Source organism: Vallitalea sp., from assembly GCF_025211055.1.
Classification (GTDB): domain Bacteria; phylum Bacillota; class Clostridia; order Lachnospirales; family Vallitaleaceae; genus Vallitalea.
Map to the genome: position 1 here is coordinate 1 of NZ_JAOARO010000007.1, position 14,953 is coordinate 14,953.

Genomic DNA, 14,953 nt, shown 5'->3' on the forward strand with positions numbered 1-14,953 from the left:
GAAAATAGATAAGCTTAACTTAAGAAGACGTACTGATGGGACAGAATTTTTATTTTTCAATGTAATTCTAGGTGATGTATATGATGCTGAACTTATTCTAGTAGGCTATGATTTTGAAGAAAACAGATGGATAACAAATAACGAAAAGAAACTTATAGCTGCTTTTGCCTTAATCCCTGGTTCTGCCAATGTAGCGAAAAAAATTGGTGGAGAAGTTATAGAACGTATTGCTAAAAAAGGTGTTGCTGAAGAAATAATAGAAGAAGTATCTAAAGAAACAATGGAAGAGATAATAGAGGAAACCTCTGAAGAAGTAGTTGAAAAAGTTGTAAAAGAAACGACTGGCAATCTTGTGGAGGTTACAGCAGGTAAGAATTTCAAAGACCATTTTATAAGACATAAAGGTCTTTTACAAGAGATTACTGGTAAAAAATATTCTAAGTATAAAACGCATGGACAAGAATTCTTAGATGATATAGGTAAAATAATTAATGATGGTACAGTTAAGTTTGAAGGAATGGGAACTATAAAAAAAGGATTTCCAGCAGATAGAATATATCGAGGTAATGGAGTAACTTTAATATTAAAAGAAAGTGGTGAATTACGTACTATATTAAAATCTGGAGAAGGAATGGATTTGGGAATAAAGATGATAAAATAATATAAGAACTGGAGAAATAAAATGACAAATAACTTGAAGAAATTAGTTAAAAATAATGATATTGAAGATGTATATTTAACTGGATTTGTTGATATTGAAGATAGCATAGCACAGTTTTATCCTGATTTGAGATTTATATATTTTGAAATCAATTCTAAATTTATAGAATTTGAATCAATTAATCAGTATTCTAAACTAAGGATTAAAATAGTAAATGCTGTAAATCATACTTTTGAAATTGATGAGGATATGATGAAAGGTAAATCATCAGTTAGTGAAATTATTTTAACTCAAGATGGTGCAATTGGTAATTGTATAAATATAATTAAATTCTATAATTTAGAAGAAAAAGAAGAAGAGTTGATTTGTGATGCTATTGAAATAAAGTTAAAGAATGAACAAATTATATTTTTAGACCCAACCTTTTATTTTGGAATTAATATAGGTGGGAATGAACAAAAGGAAATATGGAAATTAAATTTAGATACTAATGTAGAAATAAATGAAACATATATAAAAGTATCTGATTGATAGTAATATTGATTAATTATTAAAAGAAAGTGTTGTCTCATAATATAATTTTTATTTTGAGATAACACTTTGAGACTTCCTTTAGACTAAAGGGCTAGAAGGGAATTTTAGTCAATAGTGTATTAACCTAATCCTATGCCTATACCAGTTATGCCCTAAATTTAATGATATAAACTAAACTTTGAACTGATTTGAACGTGTGTAGATAATATTAATTATTTAGACACGTTCAAAGTTATCATAGTATTACGACTAGAAATGTTTAAAAGTTTTTTAAAAGATAAGGGGTGATATCACAATGGATAAAATAATAAATTCATTACAAGAAGAAATTATTAAAAATAATATATTTGAATTCAGAATGTCAAAGTTAAATGAAGATGGCACATTAATTATTATAGGGTGTTTTGATTTATCATATCATCATAGTATCGAAATAAGTATAAAAGAAACAACATATATATCCTGTCCAATAACATTTTCAAATGCAAAATTTAGATTGGCTACGGAAGCTGAAAAAAAGTATCTTAAATCTACTTCAATTAGCGAATGGAATGAGTTGATAATTTGTATTATACTAGATGAGGATATAGACGAGACACCCACTAAACATTTCATATTTGCTGAAGAATTACATTATAAGGTAGGTAATGTATATCATTATGTAAGAGAAAATCTTCAAGAAGGTGAACGAATAGCAGAATGGGTGAAATAGTTGTTTAGAAGGAGAAAGATTATTAACTAATAATCTTATATTAGAACTAAAAGGGGTAGATTCATGTGATTATACTCCTTCATTATAACTTTAATCAAACCTCATTTATTATAGTAATTATTTTATTATTATAGCATCTTTATGCTTCAGAAACATTTATGAATACATGCCGTCAAAACAAGTGGGAATATATAATACGCTATAAAGATGGAAGTATACCAAGTATAGCGAAAGAATATGAAGCAATACCTGAAAAAAAGACAACAAGGAATACGGAGTTTGTGAATGAAATAGATTACAATGGGAAACCAGTGAATATGCTGAAATATCATGAAGAAAACGTAGTTAAAGGTGAAATGAACATTAAGAGATTTCAATGGTTAACAAATCTAAAAGTAACAAAAAGTAATGCAGAGAAGATTGCTAAAACAGGAAGAAAGCGATGGAAAATAGAAAACGAAGGATTTAATCGTCAGAAGAATTGGCAAGGAGATATAACTTATGCATGTAGCTGGAATGAACAAGCACTGAAGAATCATTACTTATTGATGAAGATATCAGATATGATTAAACAATTATATTAATGGTATTACCTTAGAAAGAATGATATTAAAAAAACGCAAAAAGAAATATCTTCTGATTTGTTAGCAAGCTTTGGATGGCAACTAACAAAAGAAGATATATCAATCAGTGATGCACATAGCATACCTGAAACATGAGTTAATTATACCAAAGGAAGTGATGCCTGCCAAGAGTGAGTTTAACTAAATTTATCCACAGAAATAACGATTGTTGATAAACATGCCTAAATATAAGTAGCAAAACAGTCTAATTGTGGATAACTTCAAAAAAAGTAACTCAATATAAATATGAGCAGGCTTAAAATAATTTACCATTTACTTCTGTTCTATTAAAACTATAGTTGAAAAAATTAGAAATTAGGTTTATAATAATTACTAGCTAAATTTACCAAAGAGAAAAATATAACTAACTAATTCAGTTAATATTTTTTTGGGAATTAAGTTAGATATATCTAACAATTTTATTTGAATTAAATTTATAATTAGGAGGATGAATAACAGTATGCCAAAAAATAAGAAAACATTTATTTTGAAAAGGTTTACACCTTATATGGGTAAGAAAAAAGCACTTTTGCCCTTATCATTAGTATTGTCAGGAGTATCAGCAGGACTTAACATTTTACCTTTTGTTCTTGTATGGTTTATAGTACGTGATATACTATCGTCGCCCCAATCCATTGATATGTCAAATGTACGCTTTTATGCGTGGATTGCATTTGCAAGTGCAATAGGAGGAATAATAGTATATTTTTGCGCACTTTTAAGCTCACATCTCGCTGCATTCCGTGTAGAGGTAGGAATGCAAAAAGTCGGTATGGAAAAAATAATATCTATGCCTCTTGGGTTTTTTGATAATTATTCAAGTGGAAAGATACGAAAGATTGTTAATGATGGAGCAGGAACAACTCATACATTCTTAGCACATCAACTTCCAGATATGGCAGGTAGTATCGTTTCACCAATTATTCTTATAGCTTTGATTTTTATAGTGGACTGGAGAATGGGTATTGCTTCTCTAATTCCAATTATTCTAGGTTTTATAACAATGAAATTCATGTCAACTACTATAGGGAAAGAATTTCAGAGAAAATATTATGATTCATTAGAGGAAATGAGTTCAGAATCAGTGGAATATATTAGAGGTATTCCAGTTGTAAAAACCTTCGGACAAAGTATTTTTTCTTTCAAACGATTCTATAACAGCATAATTAAATATAAAGAGATGGTTCATGCTTATACTCTTCTTTGGAGGAGACCTATGTCTTTTTACAGCACAATTATGCAAACAGCAGCATTCTTCTTAGTTCCTATGGCTATATTTTTGATAGGAAGAGGTGAAAATCTTCCACTTGTATTAGCAGACTTTATTTTTTACATTCTTATATCTCCAATATTTACTATGCTATTAATGAAATCCATGTATTTTCAGCAAAATACATTAATTGCCGAACAAGCTATAGATAGAATGGATGCTCTCTTAGGTTATTCTAACATGACTTATTCTAGTGACGTTAAAAATATAAAAGATTACAGCTTAGAGTTTAAAGATGTAGTATTTTCATATGAAGGAAGTGATAAACGTGCTATAGATAAGATTAGCTTCAAATTGAATCAAGGTGAAACTATAGCACTTGTAGGAGCTTCTGGAGGAGGAAAAACGACTATTGCTAGATTAGCAGCTCGTTTTTGGGATGTAGATGAAGGTGAAATATTAGTAGGAGGAATTAATGTCAAAGATATTCCTAAAAAAGAACTTATGGACAATATTTCATTTGTTTTCCAGAGTACTAGGCTTTTCAAAGGTTCATTGAGAGATAACATAATCTTTGGTAAAGAAAATGTAGGAAAAAAAGAAATATATAAAGCGATTGATTTCTCACAATCTAGAGATATTATAGATAATCTAGAGAATGGACTTGATACTATAATAGGCTCAAAAGGAACATATCTATCAGGAGGAGAACAGCAAAGAATTGCACTTGCTAGGGCAATTGTCAAGAATGCTCCTATTGTACTGTTGGATGAAGCTACTGCATTTGCAGATCCAGAAAATGAGCATCTAATTCAAAAAGCGTTAAAAGAGGTTAGTCGTGACAAAACTACTTTAATGATTGCTCATCGTCTTACAAGTGTACAGAATGTAGATAGAATATTGGTTATACAAGATGGTAAAATTGTAGAATCAGGAAACCATGTAGAACTTATTAAGAAAAATGGGACATATAAGAAAATGTGGGATGAATACCAAACCTCTATAGCATGGAAGATTAAAACGGAAAAAGGTGTAAAAGGAGGAAGACGATATGCTTAAATATTTTCAGAATAAATATGCAATGTCTGAAAAAGGTGCAAAAGACCTTCTAAGATCAATAATTTGGACTGTAATAATGGAAATTAGTTTTATGGTTCCTGTAGTCCTAAGTTTCAAATTTTTAGATGAGTACATGAGTACACTTTTGAACTCTTCTAATAGCCAAAAAAATAGCATTCTTTATTATGTTATTATGTCAATAGCATTTTTCATAGTAATGTTTGTTATTGCTTATTTTCAATATGATTCGGCATATACTAAAATATATGAAGAGAGTGCAAGAAGACGTATTAGTCTAGCTGAGACACTAAGGAAATTACCATTAGCTTTCTTTGGCAAAAAAGATATTGCTGATCTAAGTTCAACAATAATGGAAGATGCTACACAGATAGAGACACTGTTCTCTCATTCAGTTCCTCAAATATATGCATCAGTATTAACTGTTCTGATTATGGGAATTATGTTGTTCTTTTATAATTGGAAGCTGTCGATTGCAGTATTTTGGGTAGTTCCAGTTGCAGCTTTGGTTTTCTATCTGTCTAAAAAGTTTCAAGATAAAATGCATTATAAGATCTATAATATAAAAAGAGATATATCAGATAAAATCCAAGAAGGGCTTGACTCAGCTCATGAAATAAAATCCTACAATAGAGAAGAAGCTTTTTCTAATAATTTAAATTCCAAACTAGATAATTATGAAAAATATCTGATAAAAGGAGAGCTTTTGATAGGTGCTTCTATTAACCTGTCTTATGTATTGTTAAAGCTTGGACTTCCCAGTGTTATACTTTATGGAGCTCATCTATTATCAATAGGAGATATAGATATTTTTACATATCTTGTCTTTCTTGTTGTATCTGCACGTATTTATAATCCTATAATGGATGTAATGAATAACTTTGCAGCACTTATCTATTTGAATGTTCGTATTAAACGTATGAAAGAGATGGATGAAATGCCAAGACAGGAAGGAAAAACTAAGTTTTATCCTAAAAACTACGATATTAAATTTAAAAATGTGGATTTCTCTTATCAAGATGGTGTGCAAACATTGAAAAATGTAAGCTTTATGGCTAAGCAGGGAGAGGTGACAGCACTTGTAGGACCTTCAGGCGGAGGTAAAAGTACACTAGCGAAGTTGGCTGCAAGATTCTGGGATATAGATAAAGGTATTATTAGCTTGGGTGGAGAAGATATCTCACAAGTTGATCCGGAAACTCTTTTAGATAATTATTCAATAGTTTTTCAGGATGTAACACTTTTTAATTCAAGTGTCATGGATAATATCCGTATTGGTAAGAAAGATGCCACTGATGTTGAAGTAATTGAGGCAGCTAAGCTTGCTAGGTGTGATGAGTTCATTAATAAGCTTCCAGAAGGATATGATACCTTAATTGGTGAAAATGGAGAGAGGTTATCAGGAGGAGAAAGGCAGCGTATATCAATAGCTAGAGCAATGTTAAAAGATGCTCCTATTATATTGCTTGATGAAGCCACAGCATCTCTTGATACTGAGAATGAGAGTAAAATTCAAAATGCACTAAGTGAGCTTATTAAAAACAAGACAGTTCTGATTATTGCTCACCGTATGAGAACAGTTTCAGGAGCTGATAAAATAGTGGTCATCAAAGAGGGCTCTATTGTGGAAACAGGAACACCTTCACAGTTAAAAGAGCAACAAGGAATATTTGCATCCATGGTAAAGACACAGTATCAAAGTAATTAATAATATATCCCCATACTTTGCTAAAAAGATTATTTAATTCTGCTAGATCTAGATGAAAATAATATTATTACAGTGTATACTATATGTTATAATTAATGAAAAATATTGATAGAAAACATTAGAGAAGTGTAAAGGGGAACAGTATGTTTATAAAAGTTAATGAAGTCACGTTATTTTATCAAAAATATGGTTCAGGAAATCCGTTGATTATGCTTCATGGGAATGGTGAAACACACGAAATTTTTAATAGCTCCATTTCGCTTTTACAAGAATATTTTACTGTATATGCAATTGACTTTAGAGACCATGGTAATAGTTCTAAGGTATCTAAGCTGCATTATGAACACCATGCTAAGGATATCTATGAATTTATTATTCAGCTAAATATAAAAAATCCTGTATACTATGGTTTTAGTGATGGAGGAATTGTAGGGCTTATGATTGCGTCCAAGTATCCAGACTTGTTTTCAAAACTTATTATCAGCGGTCCTAACATTAATCCAAAAGGCTTGATAACTTACTCAAGACTCTTAATGAAGTTAGAATATGCAATTAAAAAATCTCAAAAAGTTAGAATGATGTTAGAAGAGCCGGATATATCTTTATCTGACCTTTCAAAAATAATTATACCTACTTATATAACTGGTGGAAGTTTTGATGTTATAACAAAAAAACATCTTAAATTGATACAAGAGAATATAAAAAATAGTGTATTAAAAATATTTAAGCGTCATACTCATAGTAGTTATATTGTAGATAGTGATATTATTGGAAAATATATCATCCAAGTATGTAAATAAATTGTTTGAATTAAGATTGCCTGAGAAGGGTAGTGTACTTATACATTATTAGATGAGGATTTTCTATATATAAAAAATATTTGTAGATAAATTATAACCATTATATTATTTATCTACAAATATATATATCTACTTAAGTACTATTTTATAACTAAATAAATTCATCAATCCATTCAATCTGTTTCCATCTATCATCGCCAGTATTCAACTGAGGTGCACCTTTTGTACTACGTCCTTCGACAATATACTTGATTAGTAAATTACGAAGTTCATTAACTACTTCAGGATACAGATGACTTACATTGAATCGTTCTCTAACATCTTCATCAAGATCATAAAGTTGAATAGCATTTTCATCAATTTGCCTATTATTAGAGGAATCCCCATTAGGATTATCAACAGGTGTTGATTGAGGGGTAGGAGCACTCCACCCTCCTGAATCAGGACACATTTCTAATTTCCATTTTCCTTTTCTAATTGAAAATGAACCATTGATAGAATGATGAACAAGAGCTTCTCTAACAGGTTCAGCACCATTTTGTTCTAACCATATAGGTAGATTACTTACACTATCCTCTGCCGTATTATCTTCTAATGTATCGCCCATAAGATCAGCAACTGTAGCAAATAAATCACATAGACACACAGGTTCATGAGATTGAATACCGGGACGAATACTATTTGGCCAAGTTACAATAAGAGGAATTCGATGACCACCTTCATATATATCAGCTTTATGACCACGATAAATATAGCTTGGATTATGACCATATTGTGCAAGTTCAGGGAAGTTAGCCATAGGGGAACATCCATTATCACTTGTATAGATTACAATAGTATTATCTGCTATTCCTAATTCATCTAACTTATTTTGTATTTTTCCAACAATATCATCACACATAAGAACAAAATCACCATATTCATTAGTTCCAGATTTTCCCTGGAATTCTTTAGTAGGTAGAATAGGAGTATGTGGTGCCGTTAGTGGAAAATAAATAAAAAATGGGTCATCTTGATACTTCTCTATTTGGTTTAGAACTCTATCTGTAAAGTTAGGAAGGGTTTCTTCATGAACAAAATCAGCACCGGTAGGTCCTTTGCGGAAAAAAGCCTTATTATAAGCTTGACAAGATAGCTCATTAGATGTAAAAGTTTCGCAACCTTCTTCACGATTAGGAAGAGCTGTTACAGAACGATTTTCTACATAAACATAAGGTGGCATATCCAATGAACCAGCAATACCATAGAAATAATCAAACCCATGATCAATAGGAGTATTAATAAGTTCCTTAGTAAAATCAATAGACTCTTTATCAGAAGGATTTTTAAGCATCCATTCAAAACCAAGGTGCCATTTTCCTATACAAGCTGTTTTATATCCTTTATCTTTTAGATAAGATGCTACAGTAGTACGAACATCTTCAATAAGTGGAGTATCATATCCGAATAACACTCCTTCTTTTAAATTGCTTCTCCAGTTATAACGGCCAGTTAAAATGCTATAACGAGAAGGTGTACATACTGAGGAAGATGCATGAGCATCGGTAAAAGAAATACCATTTTCACACATTTTATCAAAATTAGGTGTCTTAAAAGCAGCTTTTTCATTAAAATAGGAAACATCTCCATAGCCCATATCATCTGCTAGTATGTAAATAATATTTGGTCTATCCATATAAAAACCTCCTTAAAAAATTAATTATTATGCACATATAATATATTATTATATTTACATTATTATATTATAACTATATAATACAAGTATATATGAGTTTGTTCAATAAATAGGAATGCAATATAATTTAATTATTATGCAAAGAAGGAAGATGAGATAATGAATAGCTTTATGCCTGAGGTAGTAAGTGCGTTTTATACACAGCATAAAAAACATTATAGTGAAAATCATGTTTTTGATGAGAGGGTTACCAATACTTATGAATTAGTATGTTTTTTAGATGATAGTAACTGTAAAATGTTACTAGATCATAAACAGTATAATATTGTAGGGAATTCCATAGTGTTTCGTAAACCAGAACAGCTCAATCAGTCCTTTATGCCCTATGAGAGTATTTTGATATGTTTTAAGTGGAGCTGGGGAAAAGAAGAGATCAAGTTTGTTAACTCAATTCCTACAGTTAATAAATCTTTAGTACAAATAAACTATAGAGGTGTATTTGAAGAGATTTATCAAGAGTCGTTGTTAAATCGTCCATACGGACGACACTATATGAGTGCAAAAGTAATGGAGATTCTTCATGGACTCTATTATGAAAGAAATAACAATATTTATCATAGACAGAAGATGATTTCCCATTCGGGACTTATTGATATGTTGCATTATATAGATGACAATTTAAGTTATAACTTTACTATTCAAACCATGAGTAAAGCATTAGGTATTAGTCAAAGATCTATATATCAATTGTTTCAAGAACATATCAAAATGACACCTATTCAGTATATTAATGAATGTAGACTTAATTATGCAAAGAAATTATTAAAACATTCCAATATTACTATAGAACAGGTGTCCAATATGAGTGGGTATGTAAATGTAACTTATTTTATAACTTTATTTCGAAAGAAAGAAGGCATGACACCTCTTAAATATAGACAGAAGAACTTAGGGACTATTTCTTGATGGTATATTTAATGTCGATTACGATATTCAGTTGGGGTAATATTATAATATTTTTTGAATAAAGCGTAAAAGTAATTAGTATTATGAATTCCTAACATTTCACTTATTTTTGATGCTTTTAGATTGGTTTCTAAAAGAAGTTGTTTCGCTTTTTCCATTTTTATTGAATTCACATATTCTCCAAATAGACAACCTACTTCCTTGCGAAATTTTTTGCCAAGATAGCTTGGACTAAATGACATTTTAGCAGATAAAGTTTTTAAGGATATTTCTTCATTATAGTGACTATTAATATAATTGATTACACATTGTATTGTTTTGGAGTATTGTTTTTTAGTTAAATTCTCAATATAGGTATTACCATAATTAATTAAGTCAAAAGTCCATTTTTTCAAATCATCAATGGATTTAGCCTGATGGATATAATCTATAATAGAATTAGGAAAAGAATCTATATGGTAGATGGAACCATTAAGGCTGTTGATTATACGGTGGTAAATAAGAAATAGTTCCATAGTAAATATTCTAACTTGGTCAGGTGATGACTGCTTCAATTCTTGTTGATTATATATATCTTGAATATATTGAAGTAAGTCTTCTTTGTTACCTGACTGTATTTTATCCTCAATTATTCTATGGTTTAGCTTTATGAAGTTGGTTTTATTTACATGTTGCATTTTTATATCATTATAATGTATGACTTTAACATTCTTATTAATCATAAAGTAATCAGCAGCTTTTTTTGCATATTTATAAGATTCATGAAGATTTTTATAATGCTCTATGACTGTACCTGTTGCAATATGAATAGGTAAATGAGATTTTTGCGTTGTAATGTTAAGTATATCATGAAGATTATCAATATAATCAACTAAAAATATAATAACTAATTGACCTTCCATATTTGGGAATAAAACATAATGTTCCTGTGGAAGTAACTTAGATAATAATTGACAAATGACTTTATCAAGAATATTAATATCTGGAGTTGTACTAACCTCATAGTTTACATAAATGACAGCAACTTGTAATGAACTATTAATAAGGTCTATATTTAATACTTTTATTCGTTCATTGAAAGTACTTACATTAATTTGATTTCTAATCATTCGATTAAGAATATTATTTCTTATTGCAAGATCATGTTTTTTTGAAATAAGATAAGATTGTTCTTCTTCTAATTCTATTTTATGGATGATTTGATTGATAGTTTGTAGAAGTTCTGTTCTATCAACAGGTTTTAATATGTAGTTTTCTACATCGTATTTAATACCTTTCTTTACGTATTCAAAATCATTATATCCGCTTAGAATTATACATTTTATTGGATATCCTTTTTGTCTAATAGTATAGAGAAGTTCTATTCCATTCATCTTAGGCATTCGGATATCTGTTATTAGAATATGGGGTGTACTTTCTTCTATTAGTACAAGGGCTTCTTCTCCATTTTTACAATATCTAATACTATCAATACCTAATTCTTCCCATGGAATTAAAAGTTTTAGTCCATCTAAAACAGATTGTTCGTCATCTACTAATAGTATATCAATCATCATCATCCTCTTCCTCTCCAGTATAAATTGTACAAGGTATTATAATTGTAATTGTAGTACCTTGTTGATATTTGCTATTTATTGTAAGTCCATTAGATTCACCATATATTAGTTTTAGTCGTTGATTAATATTTCTTAGACCAATATGTTTATTGGTATTGATACTTTCTATATTTATTTGTTTTCTAAGGCGATACAATACGTCTTCTTTAATGCCTAGACCATTATCTGATACTTTTAAGATAATATTATCAAGCTCTTTAAAAGCTTTTATGGTAATTAGACTATCTTGAAGGTTATTTTCTATTCCGTGGTGAATAGCATTTTCAACAAGTGGTTGAAGTGTGAATTTTGGAATAGCATATTTTAATACGTCATCATTAACTTGATAATCAATTGTAATAGTATGTTCATAACGTATATTTTGTAATGTTAGATAACACATAGCATATTCTAATTCATCTTCTATACGTACCATAACTTTTTTGGTTTCAGTACTCCAACGAAATATATTTCCTAGCAATGTAATCATTTCAGAAGTATCATAATCTTGACTTATTAATGATTTTGTACGAATGGCATCTAAAGTGTTATATAAAAAATGAGGATTAATAGTAGCTTGTAGCGCTGTAATAGTAGCATTTTTTCTTTCTAAATCTAGTATATATTCTTTTTGAATATAATTCTTTAAGTTCATACACATTTTATTAAAGGCTTGGGACAACTGCCCAATTTCATCATGATTAGAATCCGTATACTGGATATCAAAGTTACCATTTTCTACAGATTGAATTTGGTTCATAAGTTTACAGATACGTTTATTGTAATGAATAGAAGCTATAACAATAGCTATAATAAGTATAACAAAAATGATAATAATATAGCTAAACACCCTCAAATAAAGTTGCTTTGTAGAGTGGGCTAATTCATTTTGAGGGAGTATATGGCATATAGTCCAGTTTGATTTTTTTAATCGTTTTTTATTTAATAAATAAGTTCCATCAAAATGTATAGATTCATTAGTAGTATCAATAATATTAGTCAACTTATTCATAGAAAATGGGCTATTATTATATAGAATGTTATCATCTTGATAAATGAGTATATGTCCAAGTAGCTTTTTTGACATAATATAGTCCTGATTAAGGAAAATTTCGGGATTAATATTAATAATATAATAGCCAATGGTCTCCGAAGAAGACAAATTATTGATGTTGACTAATAAACCTGTTCCTTGAATAAGAGTTTGGTTAGTTGAATCTATAATATATGGTTGCTGGTAAGATGAATGAAACTGAATTTTATTAGTAAATAGATCTTCTTGATAGGCAATATAATCATTCAAAAAATCATATTCCGCAATAACTGAACGAGTATGAATATTGCTTCCATAAAAAGATAAACCATTACTAGCTTTTATAAGAATAATATCAAATATACCTTGATTATGGGCAGTTATATTATTAATAAATGATTCGATACGGTAATCATTTGCACGAGTTGTTTTATTTTCATAAAGACCTTGTTCGATTATTTCTGATACAGTTTTAGCTTCATATTTTACAGTATGCATATTTACAACAACATCCATAATTTTGTTGTACTGTTCTTCTGTATTAAGTTGGATACTATTTAAGATATCTTGTTGAGTAGCTAGTTGCTCTTTTTCCAAACGATGAATAAAGTTCTGAATAAGGGTACAGTATATAAAGAAAATTGATAAACAGAGTAGGCAAGTAAAAAAAGACATTATCTTAATAATGAATCTATTACGTAGGTTATTGGTTAAGATATGCATAAATTGCTCCCTCTTTTCAAAAACATTAGTAAAAACATATATTGATGACATAAATTTTATCTGTGGTATAGTTAATAATACAATATTTTTATTGGAAATTCAATATTTTTATAGTGCTTGTTTTTATTATTATAGTAAAAAGCTAATAATTATTGTTGAAAGTTGCTACAAGGGGTGAGAAAATATTTACAAGACCAATTCTACATATGGTCTATACTAAAATTATTAGGAGGAAAAGGTAAATATGAAGAAAAAAATAAGTTTGATTTTAATATGTGTTCTATTTATGTTTGTAATTAGTGGATGTGGCAATAAGTCAACAACACAAAATCCAGACACACAAGCTGATAACAAAGATACACAAGCGAATTCAGAGACAGATGAAAACACAGATAAGACTGTAGAGATAAGATGGCTAACATTTGAAACTCCTGGCCTTACAGCTCAACTATATGATGGAATTATTGAAAGATTTGAGGCTGCTAACAAGGGAATTAAAGTTATTAGAGAAGTAAGTCCTCAGGACAGAGATGGTTATTTAAAGACAATGTATGCCACTGAACAGCTACAAGACGTTATTTTAGGAGCTGATGCATTAAGTAATGTAGACGGTGCTTTATTACCTATTGATGAAGAGGTATATTCCTTATTAGAAGATGCAGCAGTATTTAAAAAGGATGACAAAGTTACTACAATACCTCTTAGCAAACAAATCAAAGGAAATGTATTTTATAACAAGAGCCTATTTGAAAAGTATAATTTACAGATTCCAAACACTTGGGATGAATTTGTTAATATATGTAAAGTGTTAAAAGATAATAATGAAGTACCTATAATAGGTGGTGGACCAGATAAAGCATGGTTAACTGGAGTAATGTTATCAGGACCAATGCTAACAAGTGCTCTTAATACAGCTGATCCTAATTGGCCACAAGCATTAAAAGAAGGAAAAATGACGTTCAATGGTCCTGTCGTAAAAGATGTTATAAATAGATGGAAGGACCTTATTGATAAAAAATACTTTCACGAAGGAAGTTTTGACTTTACATATGCACAAATGGTTGATGAATTCTTCAAAGGTACAGCAGCTATGGTTGTAAATGGTGCTTGGATGGCAGCTCAAGCTGATAAAACAGAAAATTCATTTGAAATTGGTTGGTTTGCATTACCAGGTAAAAATGAGACAAAATACGTACCAGTTGACTTTGGAAATCCATTAGCAATTAATAATAGTACAGAACATCCAGAAGAAGCAATGAAATTCGTTAAGTTTTTTATTGAAGATAAAGAAACCTATGGTGCATTCCTTAAAGCAGATGGTTCACAATCAACAACAAAAGAAGTTGTAGAATATGAGATGGGGCCTGTACAAAAAGAATTATTAACTAATTCTAGTAAGCTAACATCTGCTATCCAATATATAAAAGTTAAAGGAAAAGATGCTTTACCATCAGGTATTGTAAAAGTAACAAATGTAGCATGGCAAAATATATTTATTGGTAGTGATGTAGATAAGGAATTAGATAAGGTTGAAGAAAAATATAGAACATTTTTAAAAGATAATAAATAATAAGAAACTATAAAACTATGATAAAGGTACTATTTCACAGACAGGGATATTTTCTCATTTTGAATA

At 29.6% G+C, this 14,953-nt stretch carries 11 protein-coding genes and 1 pseudogene; 9 read left to right on the plus strand and 3 right to left on the minus strand.

Annotated elements, in window-relative coordinates; genetic code table 11:
- From N4A55_RS01125 to N4A55_RS01155, 7 genes and pseudogenes are all read left to right on the plus strand, one after another.
- Nucleotides 1–661, plus strand: a 661-nt coding sequence (locus tag N4A55_RS01125) for a hypothetical protein (protein WP_293753561.1), incomplete at its 5' end; no start/stop codon positions are given.
- A gap of 21 nt (nt 662–682) precedes the next feature.
- Entirely contained in the window at nt 683–1,192 is a 510-nt protein-coding gene (locus tag N4A55_RS01130; RefSeq protein ID WP_293753562.1) for a hypothetical protein, read from the plus strand.
- Between the two features lie 298 nt (nt 1,193–1,490).
- Nucleotides 1,491–1,907 (plus strand): hypothetical protein, encoded by a 417-nt coding sequence (locus N4A55_RS01135; RefSeq protein WP_293753563.1) that lies wholly within the window; start codon nt 1,491–1,493, stop codon nt 1,905–1,907.
- Nucleotides 1,908–2,059: 152 nt separating this feature from the next.
- A pseudogene (locus N4A55_RS01140) lies at nt 2,060–2,491 on the plus strand (transposase); the annotation flags it as partial.
- Between the two features lie 499 nt (nt 2,492–2,990).
- Nucleotides 2,991–4,799: an ABC transporter ATP-binding protein gene (locus N4A55_RS01145; protein ID WP_293753564.1), complete on the plus strand. Its 1,809-nt coding sequence runs from the start codon at nt 2,991–2,993 to the stop codon at nt 4,797–4,799.
- Nucleotides 4,792–6,525 carry an ABC transporter ATP-binding protein gene (locus tag N4A55_RS01150; protein WP_293753565.1) on the plus strand — a complete coding sequence of 578 codons (1,734 nt, stop codon included), beginning with the start codon at nt 4,792–4,794 and terminating at the stop codon, nt 6,523–6,525. Before N4A55_RS01145 ends, N4A55_RS01150 begins: the two co-directional genes overlap by 8 nt.
- A 143-nt stretch (nt 6,526–6,668) precedes the next feature.
- Nucleotides 6,669–7,325, plus strand: a complete 657-nt coding sequence (locus N4A55_RS01155; protein ID WP_293753566.1) for an alpha/beta fold hydrolase — start codon at nt 6,669–6,671, stop codon at nt 7,323–7,325.
- Nucleotides 7,326–7,476: 151 nt separating this feature from the next.
- Here the strand turns inward: N4A55_RS01155 and N4A55_RS01160 are convergent, their stop codons facing one another.
- Complete coding sequence (locus tag N4A55_RS01160) at nt 7,477–9,000, minus strand: sulfatase family protein (RefSeq protein WP_293753567.1); 1,524 nt, start codon at nt 8,998–9,000, stop codon at nt 7,477–7,479.
- A gap of 159 nt (nt 9,001–9,159) precedes the next feature.
- Between N4A55_RS01160 and N4A55_RS01165 the strand changes: the two genes are divergently transcribed.
- On the plus strand, nt 9,160–9,966 hold the full coding sequence (locus N4A55_RS01165; RefSeq protein WP_293753568.1) for a helix-turn-helix transcriptional regulator: 807 nt from the start codon (nt 9,160–9,162) through the stop codon (nt 9,964–9,966).
- An 8-nt stretch (nt 9,967–9,974) separates the two neighbouring features.
- Here N4A55_RS01165 and N4A55_RS01170 read toward each other — a convergent pair whose 3' ends face one another.
- Nucleotides 9,975–11,525, minus strand: a complete 1,551-nt coding sequence (locus N4A55_RS01170) for a response regulator (RefSeq protein ID WP_293753569.1) — start codon at nt 11,523–11,525, stop codon at nt 9,975–9,977.
- Nucleotides 11,512–13,191 carry a sensor histidine kinase gene (locus N4A55_RS01175; RefSeq protein WP_293753570.1) on the minus strand — a complete coding sequence of 560 codons (1,680 nt, stop codon included), beginning with the start codon at nt 13,189–13,191 and terminating at the stop codon, nt 11,512–11,514. The genes N4A55_RS01170 and N4A55_RS01175 overlap by 14 nt, the downstream gene beginning before the upstream one ends.
- Nucleotides 13,192–13,561: 370 nt before the next feature.
- Here N4A55_RS01175 and N4A55_RS01180 point away from each other — a divergent pair, with 370 nt between their 5' ends.
- Complete coding sequence (locus N4A55_RS01180) at nt 13,562–14,887, plus strand: ABC transporter substrate-binding protein (protein ID WP_293753572.1); 1,326 nt, start codon at nt 13,562–13,564, stop codon at nt 14,885–14,887.
- Nucleotides 14,888–14,953: the final 66 nt, after the last annotated feature.

What these genes read in the sequence shown, in the direction of transcription:
- N4A55_RS01130 (WP_293753562.1), top strand. Translation starts at nt 683, where the DNA reads ATGACAAATAACTTGAAGAAATTAGTTAAAAATAATGATATTGAAGAT.
- N4A55_RS01135 (WP_293753563.1), top strand. Translation starts at nt 1,491, where the DNA reads ATGGATAAAATAATAAATTCATTACAAGAAGAAATTATTAAAAATAAT.
- N4A55_RS01145 (WP_293753564.1), top strand. Translation starts at nt 2,991, where the DNA reads ATGCCAAAAAATAAGAAAACATTTATTTTGAAAAGGTTTACACCTTAT.
- N4A55_RS01150 (WP_293753565.1), top strand. Translation starts at nt 4,792, where the DNA reads ATGCTTAAATATTTTCAGAATAAATATGCAATGTCTGAAAAAGGTGCA.
- N4A55_RS01155 (WP_293753566.1), top strand. Translation starts at nt 6,669, where the DNA reads ATGTTTATAAAAGTTAATGAAGTCACGTTATTTTATCAAAAATATGGT.
- N4A55_RS01160 (WP_293753567.1), bottom strand. Translation starts at nt 9,000, where the DNA reads ATGGATAGACCAAATATTATTTACATACTAGCAGATGATATGGGCTAT.
- N4A55_RS01165 (WP_293753568.1), top strand. Translation starts at nt 9,160, where the DNA reads ATGAATAGCTTTATGCCTGAGGTAGTAAGTGCGTTTTATACACAGCAT.
- N4A55_RS01170 (WP_293753569.1), bottom strand. Translation starts at nt 11,525, where the DNA reads ATGATGATGATTGATATACTATTAGTAGATGACGAACAATCTGTTTTA.
- N4A55_RS01180 (WP_293753572.1), top strand. Translation starts at nt 13,562, where the DNA reads ATGAAGAAAAAAATAAGTTTGATTTTAATATGTGTTCTATTTATGTTT.